Here is a 19,186-nt window from a genome sequence, read left to right as displayed (position 1 = left end):
TTTATTCACCTCTGCTTGCTTCTTGAATATATTTTACCAGATGAATTATTAACGGTATAAAACTGCCAACAGAAAGTGTGATTCCTGTACCAAGTAAAAATGTTGTAATCATTTGTTCTGATTTTACGTTGTATAGATCTTGAGGTGTTATTTTACGTTTAATAATATTCTTTAAAGCGATATTATAAAGTTCTGATGATTCATTATATTTTGTTATGGCAAAGGCAGTACCTATTAAGCTTAATGTGAAGATTCCGAGGTTTATATAGAATTGATCTCTTTTTATGATAAGCTCGCTTTTATTGTCTTTTAACATTTCAATATTAATTTCTTTATCTTCTTTGCTTATCATTTTGAACATGTTTTTGTATCCTTTAGCTTGTAATAAAATAGATTCTATGCCCTCAGGTTCTTCAATTTCAATTGGAGTTTCTCCTATGAATATTCCTTTTTTAAATACTTTGGATGTTACATTACTTGTAATTGGTATTTTTCTATAATTTGCTTTTTGTAAGTTAATATTTAAGTTAATTGTATCTCCGCTTTTTACCTTTTGCTTTACTGTATGGGGTTTGTAAGTTGTGCTTATGATGTTAATGATAATTTCTTTGTTAGGGAGTTTAGAAATATCCCATATATCATTGTTATATATTCCTTTTGATACAAATTGTTCATTTATATATATTTTGGCATCTAAATTATTGATGACATTGATCTTAATCTTAATAAATTCTCTTCCTAATATTTCTTCAAAACTAAGCTCTGCTATTTTTTTTGCAATATCATCAACGGATGATGATAGGTGAAAAATTTCTTTTTTAACCTTGACTCCTTGAGGAGTGATATTGCTAATTTCAACTAGATAATATTTTTCTATCTTTTTAAGATGTATGTAATTGATAAAAAATAGTTTTTGGCTTATTAAAAATTCTGTGTTTAAATTTGATGGATGTATTTTTTCTTTATGTTTTATGTATTTTGTTTTCATTTTTTTTAAATTTATAAGGTACTCTTCAAATTCTTTTTGTTTAATTTTAATATTTTCAATGTCTTTTTTAAGCTCATTTATCTTGATTTCTATTTTATTTTCTTCTCTGGAACTTATTGCATTCTGTAGCTTTTTTTTGTCCATATCTTCTTTTAGTTTGCTGATCTCTTGTTCTTTATTTACTATATTTTGATTTATGTAAATGCGTCTGATGAAATCTTTATCATTGTTATTGACAATATGTTCATTGATTGTCTTATAAATTTTATCTAGTGTTTGTTCAATGCCTTCTTGAAGATTTTTATTTTCATCTTGTGTGTTGATGATATAAGAAAAGCCATACTCAATGTTATTTTGAGGATATGCTAGTTTTAATGTTAAGATTAAAAATAATATTATGATTAACTTAGATTTTTCCATTTAAGATATTCTTCTATAAAGTTATCAATGTTTCCATCCATAACAGAGATGATATTTGGATTTTCAAATTTTGTCCTGTGATCTTTTACTAAAGTATAGGGTTGAAAGATGTAAGACCTTATTTGATTGCCCCAAGATATATCTTTTTTCTCCTCTTGTTTAGATTTACTTTTTTGTTGCTCTAGTATTTTGTAGTGTTCATAAAGTTTTGATTTTAATACTCTCATTGCTAGATCTTTATTTCTATGTTGGCTTCTATCAGTTTGAGATTGAGTTACTATGCCCGTTTGAAGGTGAGTAATTCTAACAGCAGATGATGTTTTATTGACATGTTGCCCTCCTGATCCCGAGGCTCTATATGTATCAACTCTAATATCTTCTGGTTTAATTGTTATTTCAATTTTATCATCAATTACAGGATCAATGAAAACAGATGCAAAAGATGTGTGTCTCTTTTTTGCAGCATCAAAAGGAGAAATTCTTACAAGACGATGTATTCCTACTTCACTTTTTAAAAATCCGTAAGCATATTCTCCTTTTATTTCAATTGTAACAGATTTAATGCCTCCCTCAGCTTCAAGTAAGTCTATGAGTTCTGTTTTGTATCCATGTCTCTCAGAATATCTTAGGTATATTCTATATAACATGCTAACCCAATCACAAGCTTCTGTGCCACCTGCTCCTGAGTGTATTGTCAAGAATGCATTATTTATATCAATATCTTCTTTAAAATAAGATAATGTTAGGAGATGCTTATACTGTTCTCTTAGTTTATTAATATCTTGATCAAGTAGCGCTGTGTCTTCTTCGCTTTCTGCAATTTCGCAGAGTTCTCTTAAGTCTTTGAGTTTACATATCAAGTCTTCCCAAGGTTCAATTTTGGCTTTTAAAATATTTTGATTTTTAAGAATCTTTTGTGCTTTTTTATTATCATTCCAGAAATTTTCATCATTTATTTGTTTTTCATATTCTTTAAGTTTTACCTTGATCTTATTGCTGTCAAAGCTTCCTCCAGACATTTTCAATTTGTTCCAAAAGTTCATTTATTTTTTCTCTCATTATAGACCCTCGATATTATTTATTAACATAATTATATTTGGAATTAAAGATAAAATGAACATTATAAAAAAATACATTGTTTCATTGGCTAATATTTTTGATGTTAATTTTTTTTCAAAACTTTTCTTTGTTAGGGTTATTAATATAAGGGCTATTAGGACGCTGAGTGAAGACAAAATGAGTATTTTGATGCCTTCTAAAAAGTTATGACTTTTATCTAAGGAAAAGAATGTTATTGCAATTAAACTGCTATTGGATAGCAGAAAGTCGTTAGAATATTTTGATTTGTTGTTGTAAACAATTAAGATATTGTTTAATGTTTTTAGTATTATCGTTAGTATGTAGATCAATGTTATATATATAATTGGTATTATAAATAATAAGTTATGTTCTGAGAATAATTTATAAAGGTAAAAAAGACTTGAATAAATTAATAAAGAAGTTATTATAACAATCAAATACTTTTTTGATAATGTCTTATTATCTTTGATTTTTATGTCTTCAATTCCGATAAAGTGTATTAGTAATAGATTATTTACTAGTAAATACATTATTAAACTATTTTTCATAATTTATATAATTTCTTCTCCATTGTCATTTTTATATTTTATTGTTTTTGCTTGATTTATGCTTAAATGATGCAATATTTTTTTTATCTGAAATGTTAAGCTATATCTTTTTATTAATGTTGAACTTATCTGTAGGATAAAAATGGATATTACAGCTGCTAAAGTTTCAAGTGGAATATAGCTTAATGTTATAAAATATACTAAAGATAATGTAATTCCATAAAGTATTTGTTCAAATTTAAAGGGAGGGGCTATTTGCAATTCTGTGCTCATTGTAAATACTAAAATCATTGGAATTGGTGACATTATTAGAGTTAGCATATCAAAACTTATATGACTGTAAAGACCAAGATTTTTGAGGATATAAGCAATTAGTAGCAGACTTATATAAAAAGATAGTGGTATTAATTTATTGATGATAAATTTTCCAAGAATAAATGAGAAACCAATATAAATCAGAATGGGGGATAGATATTTTTCGTTTTGTAATCCTAACAAGTTTTCAATGTGAAATCTTGGTATCATTATATTTATATTAGACAATATATTGTCATTTATGAATTTTTCAATCATATCAATGTGCTTGTTTTCATACCTTTTAAATTCTTTTAGGCTTTCTAAATTTTGAATGTTTGAACTTTGCTGCATTATTTTATTCCAGGTAGGAATTATATCTTCTTGCTCTGAGAGTTTTTTAGAATATGTATGCTTAAAACTTGATGGAAAGTTTAGTAATAAAAACATAAACGATATTAATATGGGGTTTACAAGAAATTTGGAAAGCTTTGAGAAATAAAAAAATACTAAAAATGTAAAAAGTAATGATATTATTTTTAATATTATAGAGAAATTTAAAGGTAAGATTATATTGATAATTAATGAAGTATATATAAAGAACGAGAGATATTTATGTTTGGATTTTAGCATTATTGTAATGTATGAGCACAAGCTTATCATTGTTAATATTAAAGTATCAATTAAAAATTTTATGTTGTTTGTAAAAGAGAATATTAAACTAGGTATTAAGGCTAAGATAATAGTTAAATAGATATCTTTTAAGTTATTCTCAGTGTATATTGGTTCATTGTTGAGGCTCAGATTTAAAATCTTTTCCTTTATTTCTTTTTTTACTTTGTTTATTTCATCTTCTGTTTCAGTTTCAGTATATTGCAGATATTGTAATTGTGTATTAGAGATGTTATTTTTGCCCTTAATCTTTGATAAAATAATCTCTTCCATATATCGTGGTGAAAAACTAGGTGTTTTTAAGAGTTTTATTTTACTCAATATTGATTCTTTTTTTAATATTGTAATGCTATATATATCCCTTGTTATAGGTATATTTAGATTGTTTATTTTTATCTTATTTGCGGGATTGTTTACAAATATGTCATATTTTTTTGTATCAATATCTTCATTTATTATTTGTTGGATAGATGTTCCAATTTTTACTTTGATTATTTTACTTTGTATTTTTTTGTTGCCGTTTATGGTTATAAACTTTTCTTTATATGGGGAGTTTGTTTTGAGCGTACTATATACATTATAAAGGTCTTCGACATTAGCTAGAAGTATGTTTTTATTTGGATTTATATTGTTTTTTATGCTCTCTTCATTGTATAAAAAGTGCATGATTACTTCATGATTTGAATATGGATATGAAGTATTGGGAATTAATTTGATCGTTAATCTTTTATCTTGAAAGATATTTAAGTTTTCAAGTTTTTTTTTTAAGTTATAGTTGCTAAGTACTATTAATATTTCTTTGAATTTAAATATTTTGTCGATTGTTTCAAAACCATAAATAATTTCATCTAATTTTTCTTTTATTAATATTTCTGAGATATTTGTGAATGGATCTTTACCATTTATTAAGAAAAGCATTTTATCTATTTTTTTGCATTTACTTACATATTGAAATAGTGAATGTTCATTAAACCAGGGAATTCCTAGTCGAATTAACTTTTCTAGTGTTTTTTCTCTTGATTCTTCCTCAACTGAGAGTTCTTGTTCGTTTTTGATTCTTCCGTGAAATCTTATTAATGCTGATTTTAATTGGTGTTCACCTGGAAGATTGGCTGTATATATTTTTTCTATTGTTCCAGATATTGGGGAATATGTGTATAGCTCTGCATTTTTATTTTTTGATAATATTTGACCTTCTGTGATTCTTTGATTTTCAATGATATATATTGTAGATTTTGCATTTTCTGTTTCTAGTGGAATTAAGACACATTCAGGCATTTGAATTTCATCTATATTTACTTTATACTGTTTTTTTATTTTTAGCGTTTTTGAGTTAGACATCAAATATTTCCTCTAATATATTTTCTATAGCTTTTTTCACTCATATTTAAAAGAATTGTAAATCTTATTGCTTTAAATAGGAATAGCAATAAGAAAAATGGTAATGAGAGAGAGAACAAAATTGTAAAATTATCTTTATTGATTGCAATATTAGCGGGTGTTTCTTTATATATTAAGATTGGATTTCCATTATCTAAGAATAATTTTGGGAGTTCTTTATTAAGGTTTTTGGATATAAATTCTTTGTCTACTTTGTATACAGTTTTTTGGTTGATAGTTATTTTGTTGTTTTCTATTTCAAAATAGTCCTCTTTTACATGTGTGTTTACTTTGCCATATTGAGATGTGATTTTATATTTAAGCTCATTTTGGTAAAATATGTGATACATATAACCCACAATATTTGGAATTTCTTCATTGTGTCCCACCATTAAGTAAATGTTGTTGGGGTTTAAATAGTCAAAATAGTTCAATTTTTTACTGTAAAGATAATTAAAATTATTATAAGCATTAAGTATGTTTTGTGCATAAAAAAATGGCATTAATGATGCTATGAATAACATTATATGTATGAGGATTTTGAATTTTAGGATTTTTGTTTCTCGTTTTTGTTCTTTGATTTCAATTAAGGATAAAAATGTGTGTTTGAGGTTGCTTTCAGTTTTTATCCAAGTGAATATTAAAAAAATACAAAGTGTTGATATTGATACAAAAATAATCAGAAGTGCTTCGAGGTTGGTTGTGAGAAAATTAATGATAACAATAAAGTAAAATACTATAAATAAAAATAAAAATATTGGAATTTTAATTTTCTTAATTAATACTGTAAAGTTAATATCCCTTAGGTATATTTTATTGTAATTTTTATTAAAATTATCAATTAATGTAAATAATAGGTAAGAGAGTATAGTTAAAGGATAAAAATATAGTATTTCATCGCTAAATATGAATATAGTACATGAACTTATTAGAAAAAGGATTATAAAGGGTGCATATTTGATGTTTAATAGTAATAAAAGTATTATAATTGTTATGAATGTTACGCTTGAGAAATATTTAATTTTAGTTTTGTAGTTAAGTGAGTGCATTTCTGCTTCAATCTTTTGATCTTGCTTTAATTTTCTAAGATCGCTACTGGTGAATGCTGATTCGACATAGAGTATTTTTTTCTTTTCTATATTGAAGAGGTTAGATAATTTTTTTAAAAATAGATCTTTTCGAAGATCATAGTCATTAAGGTGAATTAATTTATTTATTGTTATCTCTTTGAAATTGGGGAAGTCTAATATATTTACTTTTGTTGTGTATTCAGATATTGTTTTATATCCTAATGAGTTTATGTAGTCATTTGCGGTTTTTAAATCTTCTTCTCCTTTGAAATATATTGGTTTATAATCTCCAAATTTTGCCATATTGCAAGAAATTAATAATAGTATTAACAGTATATTTAAAAATTTTGGTAGTTTCATTTTTTCCTTTATAATCTGTTATTTATATTATTCTGTTACATATTACCCATGCAGAAATTATGCCAATAAGTATTCCTGTAAATACTTCCTTTTTTTTGTGTCCCTTAACCACTTTGATTTTTAAAGGTTCAATTTTGATTTTCATTTTTAGTTGTTCTGACAAAGCGTTTAGATATTCTGCTTGAACCCCTGCCATGTATCTGACTCCGAATGAATCTCTTATTGTTATTAAAGCAAAAGCCAGAGCAATAATAAAGTTAGTATCTATTCCTTCTGTTATTAATACTGATGTGGCAAGAGCTGTTACTGTTGAAGAGTGACTGCTGGGCATTCCTCCTGTTTCTAAGAAAATGCTTTTTAAAAGGTATTTTGGATTTGTTTTGAATTTTTTTGTCTTCATTGCTTGAATAATATATTTAATCATTTGTGCAACAATGCCTGAAACAAAACAAGACAAGAAAAGGTCATTTGTGAATAACTCTTTTATCATGATTTGATTACTCCGTTTTATATTACGAATTGTCCATTTTGTATTATTGTATGTTCTTTTCTTGATTTGTCAATGCCAATAACGTTTATGTCATTACTACCAATCATAAAGTCTGTATGAATTAAAGAGACATTACAGCCATAATCTAATTTTTCAGCATCAGTCTTTAGTTCTTGTCCGTTGCTTAAGCAAGAGGAATATGCATTGCCCAGTGCAATGTGGCAACTTGCATTTTCATCGTATAGTATATTGCAAAACGTTAAACCACTTTGATATATTGGAGAGTTACAGTCTACTAATGCAACTTCTCCTATATATTGTGCTTGCATGTCAGTTTCCATATGTCTTTTTAATATGTTTCTTGATTTTTCATTGTCACATCCAAAGTTAATTACTTTTCCTTCTCTGAATTCTAGCCATATTCCGGTTATTAAGTTTCCAAGTACCGTTACTGGACGGGTTACATACATGATTCCATTTGTTTTTTTGTAATTGGGGGTTGTATAAACCTCTTCAGTAGGCATGTTTGCATTAAATTCAATGTTAGTTCCTCTTATTTTTTCACTTCCACCTGTCCAAATAGAACTTTCTAGAAGATATATTTCTAGATTTGTTTTCTGGTTTTTAAAAATTATTTTTTCTAATTTGAATTTATTTAAGATTTTGCATCTTTGATGAAGTTTTTTCCCATGGTCTTCCCAAGCTTTTATTGGATCTTTTGAGTCAAGTAACATGATTTTTTTTTGAATTTTAAAAAATTCTTCTAATGTTTTTTGACTCTCAGGTTTATTTAAAACTTTTGCAGCCCATTTTGGACCTGGAGCACAAATTATGCACCATGCTAATTCGTTATTCATTATTGCACTTGAAACTTTTCTTGATGCTATATTTAGTGCTTTAAAGTATTTTGATATTTTTTTACTATCATTATCTTTCAATGTGTCTAAATTTTCTGTGTTATCAATTCGTATTTTTGCCCATTTTTCATTTATCATTTCTTCAAAAAATTTATGCTTGAAATCTGGAATAAACTCTAAGAGATCTTCTGGTGATGATTTTAATCTGGTTTTTAAAATGTCAGTGTCTTCAATATTTAATTCTACGTATTTTGCCCCATACTCATAAGCTTTTTGTGCTAGAATTTTTAAAAATTCATAATTTTCAATTGAACCTGTAATAAGTACGCATTGATTTTTTTGTAAGTTAATTCCTTTTAAGATAATGAGCTCTGCATATTTTATTAAGTCTGTTTTCATATTATGTCCTATGCTATACAGGTTCTTCTAAAATGTTGTCATTAATGTAATGTGCAACAGCTTCATTGTCATTAGTGCCTATTATTTCTAAATACGATAACATTTTCTTTAATCTATAATTTGCATTACCCATTAATAATCCTTTATTTACATTTTCTAGCATGTCAACATCATTAAACCCATCTCCGAATGCAATTGCTTCATTTAAATTAATATGAATGCTTTTAAGGACGTCTTTTAATGCACTTCCCTTTGAAACTCTGTTATTAACAATTTCAAGTGAGTGTGGTGTTGATAAATAAGCGTTTATTTCTTTTCTGTATTTTTCTAAAATTATTGCTTCGTATTTTATTAATTGTGGTTCTTCATCATGCAGTAATAATATTTTTGCTATATTGTTAAAATTTTTAATTTCTCTAAAACTGTTGACTTCATGATATTTTATACTTATATCTTTTAGTTCATGTTCTATATATTTGTGTTTCCTTAACAATTCATGTTTTTTAAATATATTATTGATAGCATTTTTAGTTGTGTTATCAGCGTAAAGCTTTTCATCTATATCTTCAGATTTCTGTAAAAAATGGGGTATATCTTTGTATTTGTTCTCTCTGAGATTTAAAATCTCATTTACAATTTCAGAGGACAAATCATAACTACTTATTAATTGCCATTGATTATTATAGACTCTTGCTCCATTTAATGTTATAAAAAATGAAACATGTGAGTTTAGGTGTTCTGTAAGAGAAATTATTTCATTTTTACTTCTTCCTGTTGCAATAATAAACTTTTTGTTTTCTTTTGTTAGTTTTTTTATTACAATCTCACTAAAAGCCCCTATCTGGCTATTTGAGAGTAGAAGTGTGCCATCAAGATCAGAAATAACAGCCTTAATATCTTTCATACTTTTGTCCTTTGATTTTACCGTTGGATTTAATTATAACAAATAAAGAAATTTTTTAAAATTGAATTATTTGTTATAATTAAATAAAAGTTACTTTTTAAAGTCTAAGGAGCTTGCTTTTATGGAAATTAGTACAAAAATATTTTCTTTGAGAAATTTGATGATGAAGAGTGAAATCGATGCGTATTTAATAGCAAGTTATGATCCACATATGAGTGAATATTCTCATGTTAGATTTAATGTTCGTGAATTTATTACAGGATTTACAGGAAGTGCTGGGACAGTAATTGTTACAGAAACAGAGGCAGTGCTTTTTACAGATGGTAGGTATTTTTTACAAGCATCGAGTGAACTTAAAGGAACCGAGTTTAAATTGATGAAGCTTGGAGTTAAAGGGTATCCGGATATTTTTGGTTACATAAATGCAAATCTTAAGGGCTTAAGGCTTGGGATTTATTCTGAAGATGTTAATATAAAATTTTATAATGATTTGGTTCAAAATTGTAGATATACAGATATTGAGATCTTACATGAAGATTTAGTTTCTAAGATTTGGCAGGATAGACCCGGTTTAGAAAGCAATAAGATATTTGAATTGAGTGGAGCTCAAAAAATCGATAAAAGAACGGATAAACTTGATAAAGTTAATGCAAAATTAGAAGAAAAGGCAATTGATTTTTGTATTATAAGCTCTTTGGATGAAATAGCTTGGCTTTTAAATTTAAGAGGTTTGGATGTTGAATCATCAGCTTTATTTTATGCTTTTTTGTTTATTGCTAGAAGTGAGAGATATAAGAATGTTCTTTTTGTTAATATTGATAAACTTGATTCTGAGTTAAGCGAGAGGTTTGAGGCCGAAGGTTTTGAGATTGAAGATTATAGTAATTTTTATTCGTTTTTAGCAGAGATTAATCATGAAGGAAAATTTTTTATACCAGTTGAAAGTAATGTTAAAATATTGGAATCTATTGGCAACCCAAATGCAATACTTGGAGAGAGTATTGTTAATGAACTTAAGGCAATAAAATCAGATTATGAGATTAGTAAGATGAAAGAGGCTCATATTATTGATGCTGTGAGTTTGATTAAATTTTTGTATAAATTTAAGAGTTTAAACAAAGATGAGCTTTCTAAGTTAGATGAGGTTGATGTTGCAAATATGTTGTTAAATTTTAGGACAGCAAGAGATGAATTTTTTAGTTCCAGTTTTGATTCGATAGTTGGATTTAAAGAAAATGCGGCTTTGCCTCATTATCGACCCACAAAAGGAGCTAAAAATCTTGATGGTAATGGATTGCTTTTAATAGATTCTGGAGGTTCTTACCTTGAACTTGGTACAACAGACGTTACAAGAACTATTTTAATTGGAGAAGCATCTTGTAAAGAGAGGGAAGATTATACTTTAGTTCTTAAGTCTTTTATTGCTCTTGCGTCTTTAAAATTTCCATTTGGGACTTTGGGTTCTTCTCTTGATGGTGTTGCTCGATTTCCTTTGCTAAAGCAAGGATTGAATTTTGCTCATGGAACGGGTCATGGGGTAGGCTTTTTTCTTAATGTTCACGAACTTCCTGTTTCTATTAGTCCTTTGTCTACTTATTCTTTTAAAGGTTCTGAAATTGCTTCAATTGAGCCTGGGCTCTATCGAGATTCTGAATATGGAATTAGAACTGAAAATTTAGTTTTTGTGAAGCAAAGTTATTCAAATGAATTTGGGACTTTTTTGGAGTTTGAGAATCTAACTCTTGTACCTTTTGAAAAAGAATTAATAGTTACTGAAATGCTTTCAAAGGATGAATTAGACTATATTAATAGTTATCATGAATTTATATATTCTAGTTTGAAAGAATATCTTAGTGGTGATGAGCTGAAATTTTTAGAGATATTAACTAATAAGATATGAGATTTGTAAGCTTATTTGTAATATTTATTGTTTTTGGTTTTGTGCATTTATTTTCGCTGTCATCGGATATTATTTTTCACGATTCTTATAAGGATGCTATGGATGAGGCCCGAAGTTTACATAAAAATGTTTTAATATTGGTTGGAAAAGATATTAAAGGTAATTTGATAAGAGATTTTTTAAAGTCGTTTGAAGATGATAACCTTCTTAAGGCTATTGCTAAAAATAATGTTTTTTTAATTATTGATGTGAATAATGAAATTTTTGGTGAGATTAATTTAAAAAAAAGTCCCACTTTGTTTTTTGTTGATTCACAGAGTGAGCAAATTAAAGCCGCGTATGTTGGTTCTATTAGGGATACTGTTCAGTGTAATCAAGAGTTTTTAAATTATGCTTTGGGAGTTTCTAAATTAGATGATATTATTCATAAAAAGAATAACTATGAAATTAATACTCTTGATGACAAAGTTTTTTTTTATAAAACATTGGACGGGCATTGGAGATTAAGAATGAATGGTCAAGACAAAAAACTCCTTCCTTCAAAAATAGAGCTTAAGGAGTTTTTAGTATTTAAGGATGAAAATGAGGGTAAGCTTTATGCTTTTCCTAAGTCTAGGAAAGGTAGTATTTATTTCTCAGAAGCAGAAAATGAAGAATGGAAGCTTTTTGGACAAATAAAGTTATAATTTGAATTTTTTTTGAGGGTTTTATGAAAATAGTTTGTTATCCTAATGATCTATTGCGAATAAAGACAAAGACGGTTTTAAATATTGATAATGAGCTTAGAAATACTGCTTTTAAAATGGTAAATTTGATGGATGTTAAGAATGGTGTTGGGCTGGCGGCATCTCAAGTAGGTCTTGATTTGTCTATTTTTGTGGTCAGAGAAAATGCAATGTCAAAACCTTTAATTTTTATTAATCCTTTGATAACGGAAACTTCTTTTGAACTGGTTCTTTATAAAGAAGGTTGTTTAAGTATTCCGGGAGTTTATTATGATCTCTTGAGGCCAAAATCTATTATAGTTGAAGCTTATGATGAAAATGGTGAGTTTTTTAAGATTGAAAGTTCAGGTTTGTTAGCCAGAATTGTTCAGCATGAAATGGATCATTTAAAAGGTGTGCTTTTTATTGATTATTATGAGGATAAACTTAGGAATAATTTGTTGAGGTCTTATATGAAAAAAAGGAGGTTTGTTAAAACTTGAGGATTTTTTTTGCAAGTTCTGACAGTATTGCTTTAGAGGTTTTAAGGAAAGTTTCAGATCATTATAATGTAGTTGGTGTGCTAACTGCTCCTGATAAACCTAGTGGTCGTGGTCTCTTTTTAAAAGTTAATGACATTAAAGTTGAGGCTATTAATAGGAATATTACTGTTTTAGATCCCGTTGTACTTAATTCTGATGTAATAGGAATGGTTAAGAAATTAAAACCCGATCTTATGTTAGTTTTCTCTTATGGAAAGATATTTAGGCAAGAATTTTTAGATATTTTCCCAATGGGTTGTATTAATGTTCATCCTTCTCTTTTACCAAAATATAGAGGTCCTTCCCCCATTCAAACCGCTATTTTAAATGGTGATACTATTGGAGGGATTACTGTTCAAAAAATGGCTTTAGAGATGGATAGTGGCAATATTTTAGCACAGAGTCAGTTTGAAATAAAGAGCTTTAATACAAGTGCTGATATCTTTAAATATGTTTCTTTAAATAGTTTTAATCTTGTTTTGGAAGCTTTAAGTAAACTAAACAAAGGACATATTGGCATTGTTCAAGATTCAAACCAGGCAACATATTGTTCTTTTTTTAATAAGCAACATAGAATGCTTAATTTTAATTTGAGTGCCTTTGAAATTAAGAATAAGATTAATGCTTGTAATCCTTGGCCACTTGCAAGAGCTAAGCTTGATAAAGATGAAATTATTTTTCATAGAGCTGACTTTATAAAGACTACTGATTATAGTGATCAGGCAATAGGAAAAATTGTTTCATTTGATCCTAGTAAAGGTATTTTGGTGAAGACAGAAGATGGAATTTTATTGTTATTAGAACTTCAAAGATCCGGGAGAAAGGTTGTAGATTATAAGTCTTTTTATAATGGAAATAGAGATTTAATAGGTAAAATTTTTTCTTAAATCTTAAGTATAAGGATATAAGGAGATGATATAGTATTGAGTGATAACAGACCACCACATAATAAAAATTTTTTAGATAATAAAAATTTAAATAGTAGTAATAATTTGTGTGAATATAATGAAAATTTCGATAGCAAAGTTCTCATTTTGCCCAAACATGTAGCTAAGGGTTTAATACTTACTATTTTTGGTTCCTTAATTATTTCGTGTGCAATATTTTTTATTTTTTTAGAAAGCAATGATATTGTTGTTGTTCCAAATCTTAGTGAACTTTATCTTGAAGATGCAATTACTGAGCTTCAAAATAAAGAACTTATTCCTTATGTTGAACTTAAATTTTCATCGACTTCTCTTGATAAGGGAAAGGTAATAGATCAAAATCCTAAGGCAGGTACTGTTTTAAGACTTGATAGTAAAGTTAAGATCTTTATTAGTAAAGGAGCTGTGATCAATAAAGTTGATAGTTTTATTGGAAAAAATATTGATGATGTGCTTATTAATTTAAAAGCCAATTCAATTAATAATAACAGGATGTTTTATCATTTGTTAAAACCCATTGAAATTGAGAGTACTCTTCCAAAGGGGACAATAATCCGCCAGGAACCATCTCCAGGTACGAAGATTTCAAGCTTAGTTGATCTTCAATTTTTAGTAAGCAAGGGGCAAGGAGAACCCCCTGTTAAATATGTAAAAAATTATATTGGTCTTTATTATAAAGATGCGATTATTTCTCTTTTAAATGATGAGATTGATTTTGATGTGAATTTGTCAAGTGGCAGTGATTTTGGAAGTGTTATTTTTCAATCTTTATCTCCCGGTAGTAAGATTGAAAATTTAGATAAATTAACAATTACTATTAATGAACCAAGGAGTAATGATACAGGTGTTTTTGGGTTTTTGACTTATAAATTGGATATGTATCCATCTAGTGTGGATATAATGGTTAAGATCAAGGATCCTAATGGAAGTAGTTCTTTGCTTTATTCTTTTAGATCTAAGGGCGGACTTATTAAATTGCCTTATGAGGCATTAAAAGGTTCGATAATTGAACTTTATATTTATGATAGGCTTGTAAATCAAACAGTAGTAAACTGAGTTTATTTGCTTTATTTGTATTTTTTTTTCACTTTTAAATTCACTTTTAAAGTGAATTTAAAAGTGAAATGTTTGATAATGTGCTTATTTATTTGATGCATATTTAAGATGTTGAAAAATATTATTTACTATTCATTTTTGATGTGATAATAGCGGATGCTACGATTGTAGCCGTTTCTGTTCTTAAAATATTTGATGAAATGTTATAGGCATTAAAATTATATTCTTTGATTAAGTTTATTTCTTTTGTTATAAATCCTCTCTCTGGTCCAATGATAACAACTGTATTTTTTGTTTTTATATTTAAGTCAACTAATTTATTTTTGCTTTCTCTTTCAAGTAATATTTTTGTGGTATTAGATCCCTCATATTCTGTGTTCTTTAAAACTTCTCTTAGATTATTAAGAATGTTGACTTTTGGTATGTAGGTAATTCCACCTTGCATAGCACCTTCTATTAGATATTTTTCATATTCTCTTTCTTTAAAAAGTTTGGAACATGAATAAGATTTTTCGCTAAGTAAAGCATTAAAAAAAATCAGTTCAGATATTCCCATGCTTCCAAGATGTGTGATTATTCTTTTTGCTGCAATTGGTCGTAATAAACCAATTATTACTTTTAACTTTTTTAGTTTGTTTGACTTTGCTATTTTATGATTTTCTCTAAAAAAAAGTTTTACATCTTTTTGATATACGCATGAGTAAATGTGTTCTTCCCCAATAATACCAAACTTAAATGTTTCATTATTTTTAAGTTTTAATATCTCATTAATGTGTTTTACTCTTGAATCATTGAGTATTAATCCGTTTTTAAGTTCGTCTGGGTTTATTAATATTAAGTTCATTGCTATATCTAATCCTTTATTAATTATATTGTATTTATGTTATAATGAAAAATCGATTGATTTAGGAGAAAATATGGCAATTAGTTTAACTAAACAAGAATTTATTGATAAGGTTTTTGATTATAAGAATAATAAAGAGTGGGATTTCAAGGGAAAAAAACCTGCAATAATTGATTTTTATGCTGATTGGTGTGGTCCATGTAAAATGCTTGCTCCGATTTATGATGAACTTTCAAAAGAATATGGAGATAGGATTGATTTTTATAAAGTCAATACTGATAAAGAACAGGAAATTTCTATGGCGCTTGGTGTGCAAAGTCTTCCTACTATTATTTTTGTTCCTGTTGGAGAAAAGCCAAGGGTTTCTGTTGGTTTTATTCAAAAAGATTCTTTTGAAGATGCAATTAAAGATTTGTTTAAAGTTCATGTGTAAAGAATTTTAATAAAAAATTAAAATCTTGTCTGTTTATATAATATTTTTTTAAGTTATAATTATTCTAGGATATAGTGAATTGATAAAAGAAGAGTTAAACTTATGGGCAGAAGGTGTTGAGTTTAAACATTGGGATGCTTATTATAATTTTATTTTATCTGTTCTAGATTTTCTTTGTATTAAAGAATATGAACTTTCTGTTATCTTGTGTAATAATGAGTACATTCAAAAGTTAAATAGTCAATTTAGACAAAAATCCGAGCCTACTGATGTTCTCTCTTTTAATTATCTTGAAGAGAGTGGACAAATAGATCATAAAATACAAGGTGATCTTATAATATCTCTTGAGTATTTAGAGTTTAGTTCTTTGGAGTTTAATGTTGAACTGTACGATGAGCTTCAAAGGAATACTATACATGGTATTTTACATTTAATAGGATATACTCACAAAACAAATGACTTCCAAAATGAAGAGATGTTAATTATTCAGGAGAAAGTTTTAAGAGAAACCAGAAGGGTATTTTGATGTTCAAGTTTTTGAGTTTTAAAAATAAAAAAATAAGAGATGATGATTGTAAAAATATTGAGGAAAAGTCGAAATTTGAAACATCTTTGCTTAAGAATTTTAATTCTCTAAAGGAAACAATTGTTAAAGAAATTATGATTCCAAGAATAAGTGTGGTTTTTGTTGATTATTCTTGGAGTAAAGATGAAATTTTAAAAGTTGTGACATCTAGCAATCATTCAAGATTCCCCGTTTATAGAGAAACAATAGATGATATTATTGGGATAATTCATACGAAAGATATACTTTTGCATATGTGGAAGAGAGATTTTTATGAAATAGATCTAAGAGATATTATGCGAAAGGTTATGTTTGTTCCTGAGAGTAAAAAGATTGATTCACTTTTAAAAGAGTTCCAGGAAAATCATGTTCATATTGCTATTGTAGTTGATGAATATGGGGGAGTTGCAGGTCTTGTCACTCTTGAAGATATTCTTGAAGAGATTGTAGGAGATATTCAAGATGAGTTTGATAATGAGCTTGATGAAATAGTACCTCTTGATGATGGGAGTTATCTTTGTACCGCTAGAGTTTTGATTGAAGATTTAAATGAAAAGCTTGGATTAAGTCTTCCAGATGGGGACTTTGATACTCTTGGGGGATTTGTTTATGATCTATTCGGAAGGATCCCTTTGAAAAATGAGAAAATAAAATATAATAATTTAACATTTACCATTAAAAATATGCATCAAAGAAACATTAAAGTAATAAAAATTTCCCAGAAGGAAGGTTTATGAATTTGAAGAGATTTTTGCCAATGCTTTTAATTTTTAATTTAAATTTTGGGAGTTTAATAGGTGATACTACAACCGCAATCAAATATTATCAAAAGGCGCAAACATATTATCTTATGCAAAAGTATTATGATGCTATTGACGAACTTCTTGAGGCTGTAAAGATTAATCCTAATTATTATGAGGCATATAAGTTTATTGCAGAAATTTATTATCTATTGAAGATATATAATCAGGCTCAGTTTTTTATAGAGAAAGCCTATAAAATGTCAAATGGTGATACTAAATATAAGATTCTTTATGCGAATATATTGCTTAAAAATAATAGAACAGCACAGGCTAAGAAATTTTATTCAGAAGTTTTAGCAAAGCAAAAAAATAATATTGATGCTTTAGTGGGACTTGCTTCAATTTTTGAGGAAGAAGGATTGCTTATTGCAGCTGCTAATTATTATCTATCTATTCTTGAGTATAATCAGACAAATTATAATGCATTTGAGCGTCTTATGAGCATTTATGAAAAATTAAACATGAATGATAAGGCGCAGCATTTAATAAACAAAGTAAGGGGTAATTTTACTTCTTTGCCAGATTTTCATAAAAGGGTGGCAGAATTTTCTATTAAGACTAATAGTTTAGGAGTTGCTGAGAAATATGCTCAAAATTACTTAATGTTGGTAAGAACTACTTATAGAGATTTTGGACTTGTTGATGCTTACCGTTTACTTGCCCTTGTTTATTTATATCAGTCTAAGTATGAAGATGCAACCGATTTTCTTCAAAAGGCAATACTTGTTGATCAAAATTCTGATGAACTTTATTATTTGCTTGGTTATTCTTATTTGAAGCTTGAAAGAGTTGATAAAGCCGTTTTAAACTTTGAGAGAGCTAAGAGTATGAAAAAGGACTTGGAATTTTATGATATAGCTCTTGAGGAAAGTTTTTTTGTATCTAATTTTAGGAGTTCGTTTCAAAAAAATAATGGTACTAATATAGGAATTTCTAAAAGATATGAAAATGAGGGATTGAAGGCTTTTAAAAATTTAAACTTAGATAGAGCAGTATTTAATGTAAGGAATGCTATTGATATTTATCCTGATAATGATAGTGCTAGATTTTTACTTGCTAAAATTTATAAATTTATGAAATTAGATGTGATGGCTTATGAGGAACTCTATTATTTAATAGAGCATAGAAAGGTTACAGATACTAAAATTTTAGATTTTTATGATGTAGTTGCATTTGATATTAGAAGTTCTTTATTTTTTAAATATGGTTATAAGACCATTGGTGATTTAAATAGGCTTTATAATAATCAAACAGTTTATAGAGTAGGTATTTTTACTCAAAATGAGAACAAGGTTTTTGGTGCAAATGATTTAATTTTAAAATATGCTGAGAGAATACTTGATCGTAATTTAAATATAGAAGTAGTTAATTATAGATTCGATTATAATAAAGATAAAGATTATTTGGTAAGTAGTTTTTCTGAAGAATTTTCTTATGCAAGGAATAATAATCTTGATTTGTTTTTGATGTTCGATCTTGATGTAGATGTTTTTAAAAATTCGGCTAATTTAAGAGTAGATATTTTTTCAGGTAAGACGGGTGTTAAAGTTAAGACTTTTGACTATAATTCGGGAGGAGTTCTATATTTAAGTGATATTTTAAGTTCTTTTTCTAGAGATTTTAATGATTATTTACCTAAAAAGGGAGAGATCCTTCAGATTAAGAGAGATGATGTTCTCATTAATCTTGGACATGTGAATGATGTGAAAAAAGGTGATGTTTTTTTAGTTCTTAAAGAAGGTGCTTTAAAGTATAATAGTGATAGTTCTAGTTTTATGAGCTATAGTAAGTCAGATATTTTAGGTGAAATTTCTATTGAAGAGATTGGCGATTACATTTCTAGAGGGATTTTAAAAGCACCTACTCTTTTAAGAGATTATATTCAGGAAGGATATACAGTTTTTATAAAAAAATAGTTTGACACTTGTGGTTAATTAATTTATTATTTAAT

At 27.4% G+C, this 19,186-nt stretch carries 18 protein-coding genes; 9 read left to right on the top strand and 9 right to left on the bottom strand.

Annotation, left to right across the window (positions count from 1 at the left end; all coding sequences use genetic code 11):
• Position 1: 1 nt before the first annotated feature.
• From bvRMA01_RS00370 to bvRMA01_RS00335, 8 genes are all read right to left on the bottom strand, one after another.
• Positions 2-1,408 (bottom strand): hypothetical protein, encoded by a 1,407-nt coding sequence (locus bvRMA01_RS00370; protein ID WP_247031388.1) that lies wholly within the window; start codon positions 1,406-1,408, stop codon positions 2-4.
• Positions 1,390-2,467, bottom strand: a protein-coding gene (prfB, locus tag bvRMA01_RS00365; protein WP_247031386.1) for a peptide chain release factor 2 whose coding sequence is annotated in 2 segments (ribosomal slippage) — positions 1,390-2,413 and positions 2,412-2,467 — 1,080 coding nt in all. Because the reading frame shifts where the segments join, the coding sequence is not laid out codon by codon here. The genes bvRMA01_RS00370 and prfB overlap by 19 nt, the downstream gene beginning before the upstream one ends.
• Positions 2,467-3,036, bottom strand: a complete 570-nt coding sequence (locus tag bvRMA01_RS00360; RefSeq protein WP_247031384.1) for a hypothetical protein — start codon at positions 3,034-3,036, stop codon at positions 2,467-2,469. Before bvRMA01_RS00360 ends, prfB begins: the two co-directional genes overlap by 1 nt.
• A gap of 3 nt (positions 3,037-3,039) precedes the next feature.
• Complete coding sequence (locus bvRMA01_RS00355) at positions 3,040-5,343, bottom strand: RnfABCDGE type electron transport complex subunit D (RefSeq protein WP_247031382.1); 2,304 nt, start codon at positions 5,341-5,343, stop codon at positions 3,040-3,042.
• Positions 5,343-6,812, bottom strand: a complete 1,470-nt coding sequence (locus bvRMA01_RS00350) for a hypothetical protein (RefSeq protein WP_247031380.1) — start codon at positions 6,810-6,812, stop codon at positions 5,343-5,345. The genes bvRMA01_RS00355 and bvRMA01_RS00350 overlap by 1 nt, the downstream gene beginning before the upstream one ends.
• Positions 6,813-6,834: 22 nt before the next feature.
• Positions 6,835-7,302: a divergent PAP2 family protein gene (locus tag bvRMA01_RS00345; protein ID WP_247031378.1), complete on the bottom strand. Its 468-nt coding sequence runs from the start codon at positions 7,300-7,302 to the stop codon at positions 6,835-6,837.
• A gap of 17 nt (positions 7,303-7,319) precedes the next feature.
• A complete protein-coding gene (locus bvRMA01_RS00340) occupies positions 7,320-8,558 on the bottom strand; it encodes an aminopeptidase (protein ID WP_247031376.1) in 1,239 nt (412 codons plus the stop codon).
• A gap of 13 nt (positions 8,559-8,571) precedes the next feature.
• Entirely contained in the window at positions 8,572-9,462 is an 891-nt protein-coding gene (locus bvRMA01_RS00335; protein ID WP_247031373.1) for an HAD family hydrolase, read from the bottom strand.
• Positions 9,463-9,583: 121 nt separating this feature from the next.
• Here bvRMA01_RS00335 and bvRMA01_RS00330 point away from each other — a divergent pair, with 121 nt between their 5' ends.
• The 5 genes from bvRMA01_RS00330 to bvRMA01_RS00310 are packed head-to-tail and all read left to right on the top strand — an operon-like array spanning position 9,584 to position 14,590.
• A complete protein-coding gene (locus tag bvRMA01_RS00330) occupies positions 9,584-11,362 on the top strand; it encodes an aminopeptidase P family protein (RefSeq protein WP_247031371.1) in 1,779 nt (592 codons plus the stop codon).
• On the top strand, positions 11,359-12,048 hold the full coding sequence (locus bvRMA01_RS00325) for a hypothetical protein (protein ID WP_119024024.1): 690 nt from the start codon (positions 11,359-11,361) through the stop codon (positions 12,046-12,048). Before bvRMA01_RS00330 ends, bvRMA01_RS00325 begins: the two co-directional genes overlap by 4 nt.
• Positions 12,049-12,071: 23 nt before the next feature.
• The gene (gene def / locus bvRMA01_RS00320) at positions 12,072-12,569 is read left to right on the top strand and encodes a peptide deformylase (RefSeq protein WP_247031369.1); all 498 of its coding nucleotides are present in this window, start codon (positions 12,072-12,074) and stop codon (positions 12,567-12,569) included.
• The gene (fmt, locus tag bvRMA01_RS00315) at positions 12,566-13,495 is read left to right on the top strand and encodes a methionyl-tRNA formyltransferase (RefSeq protein ID WP_247031367.1); all 930 of its coding nucleotides are present in this window, start codon (positions 12,566-12,568) and stop codon (positions 13,493-13,495) included. Before def ends, fmt begins: the two co-directional genes overlap by 4 nt.
• A gap of 36 nt (positions 13,496-13,531) precedes the next feature.
• Positions 13,532-14,590 carry a PASTA domain-containing protein gene (locus bvRMA01_RS00310; protein ID WP_433996704.1) on the top strand — a complete coding sequence of 353 codons (1,059 nt, stop codon included), beginning with the start codon at positions 13,532-13,534 and terminating at the stop codon, positions 14,588-14,590.
• 121 nt (positions 14,591-14,711) lie between these two features.
• Here the strand turns inward: bvRMA01_RS00310 and bvRMA01_RS00305 are convergent, their stop codons facing one another.
• Positions 14,712-15,434 (bottom strand): 16S rRNA (uracil(1498)-N(3))-methyltransferase, encoded by a 723-nt coding sequence (locus tag bvRMA01_RS00305; RefSeq protein ID WP_247031365.1) that lies wholly within the window; start codon positions 15,432-15,434, stop codon positions 14,712-14,714.
• Between the two features lie 73 nt (positions 15,435-15,507).
• Here bvRMA01_RS00305 and trxA point away from each other — a divergent pair, with 73 nt between their 5' ends.
• The 4 genes from trxA to bvRMA01_RS00285 all read left to right on the top strand — a co-directional run bounded on the left by trxA (position 15,508) and on the right by bvRMA01_RS00285 (position 19,151).
• Entirely contained in the window at positions 15,508-15,867 is a 360-nt protein-coding gene (gene trxA / locus bvRMA01_RS00300; protein ID WP_247031363.1) for a thioredoxin, read from the top strand.
• Between the two features lie 79 nt (positions 15,868-15,946).
• Positions 15,947-16,393: an rRNA maturation RNase YbeY gene (ybeY, locus tag bvRMA01_RS00295; RefSeq protein WP_011772021.1), complete on the top strand. Its 447-nt coding sequence runs from the start codon at positions 15,947-15,949 to the stop codon at positions 16,391-16,393.
• Positions 16,393-17,169: a hemolysin family protein gene (locus tag bvRMA01_RS00290; RefSeq protein WP_041178405.1), complete on the top strand. Its 777-nt coding sequence runs from the start codon at positions 16,393-16,395 to the stop codon at positions 17,167-17,169. The genes ybeY and bvRMA01_RS00290 overlap by 1 nt, the downstream gene beginning before the upstream one ends.
• Positions 17,166-19,151: a tetratricopeptide repeat protein gene (locus bvRMA01_RS00285; RefSeq protein WP_247031361.1), complete on the top strand. Its 1,986-nt coding sequence runs from the start codon at positions 17,166-17,168 to the stop codon at positions 19,149-19,151. Before bvRMA01_RS00290 ends, bvRMA01_RS00285 begins: the two co-directional genes overlap by 4 nt.
• The last annotated feature ends 35 nt before the right edge of the window (positions 19,152-19,186 follow it).

This window comes from Borrelia venezuelensis, assembly GCF_023035835.1.
Taxonomy (GTDB): Bacteria; Spirochaetota; Spirochaetia; order Borreliales; family Borreliaceae; genus Borrelia; species Borrelia turicatae.
This window is presented reverse-complemented; position numbering and strand designations above follow the sequence as displayed.

What these genes read in the sequence shown, in the direction of transcription:
- bvRMA01_RS00370 (WP_247031388.1), bottom strand. Translation starts at nt 1,408, where the DNA reads ATGGAAAAATCTAAGTTAATCATAATATTATTTTTAATCTTAACATTA.
- bvRMA01_RS00360 (WP_247031384.1), bottom strand. Translation starts at nt 3,036, where the DNA reads ATGAAAAATAGTTTAATAATGTATTTACTAGTAAATAATCTATTACTA.
- bvRMA01_RS00355 (WP_247031382.1), bottom strand. Translation starts at nt 5,343, where the DNA reads ATGTCTAACTCAAAAACGCTAAAAATAAAAAAACAGTATAAAGTAAAT.
- bvRMA01_RS00350 (WP_247031380.1), bottom strand. Translation starts at nt 6,812, where the DNA reads ATGAAACTACCAAAATTTTTAAATATACTGTTAATACTATTATTAATT.
- bvRMA01_RS00345 (WP_247031378.1), bottom strand. Translation starts at nt 7,302, where the DNA reads ATGATAAAAGAGTTATTCACAAATGACCTTTTCTTGTCTTGTTTTGTT.
- bvRMA01_RS00340 (WP_247031376.1), bottom strand. Translation starts at nt 8,558, where the DNA reads ATGAAAACAGACTTAATAAAATATGCAGAGCTCATTATCTTAAAAGGA.
- bvRMA01_RS00335 (WP_247031373.1), bottom strand. Translation starts at nt 9,462, where the DNA reads ATGAAAGATATTAAGGCTGTTATTTCTGATCTTGATGGCACACTTCTA.
- bvRMA01_RS00330 (WP_247031371.1), top strand. Translation starts at nt 9,584, where the DNA reads ATGGAAATTAGTACAAAAATATTTTCTTTGAGAAATTTGATGATGAAG.
- bvRMA01_RS00325 (WP_119024024.1), top strand. Translation starts at nt 11,359, where the DNA reads ATGAGATTTGTAAGCTTATTTGTAATATTTATTGTTTTTGGTTTTGTG.
- def (WP_247031369.1), top strand. Translation starts at nt 12,072, where the DNA reads ATGAAAATAGTTTGTTATCCTAATGATCTATTGCGAATAAAGACAAAG.
- bvRMA01_RS00305 (WP_247031365.1), bottom strand. Translation starts at nt 15,434, where the DNA reads ATGAACTTAATATTAATAAACCCAGACGAACTTAAAAACGGATTAATA.
- trxA (WP_247031363.1), top strand. Translation starts at nt 15,508, where the DNA reads ATGGCAATTAGTTTAACTAAACAAGAATTTATTGATAAGGTTTTTGAT.
- bvRMA01_RS00290 (WP_041178405.1), top strand. Translation starts at nt 16,393, where the DNA reads ATGTTCAAGTTTTTGAGTTTTAAAAATAAAAAAATAAGAGATGATGAT.
- bvRMA01_RS00285 (WP_247031361.1), top strand. Translation starts at nt 17,166, where the DNA reads ATGAATTTGAAGAGATTTTTGCCAATGCTTTTAATTTTTAATTTAAAT.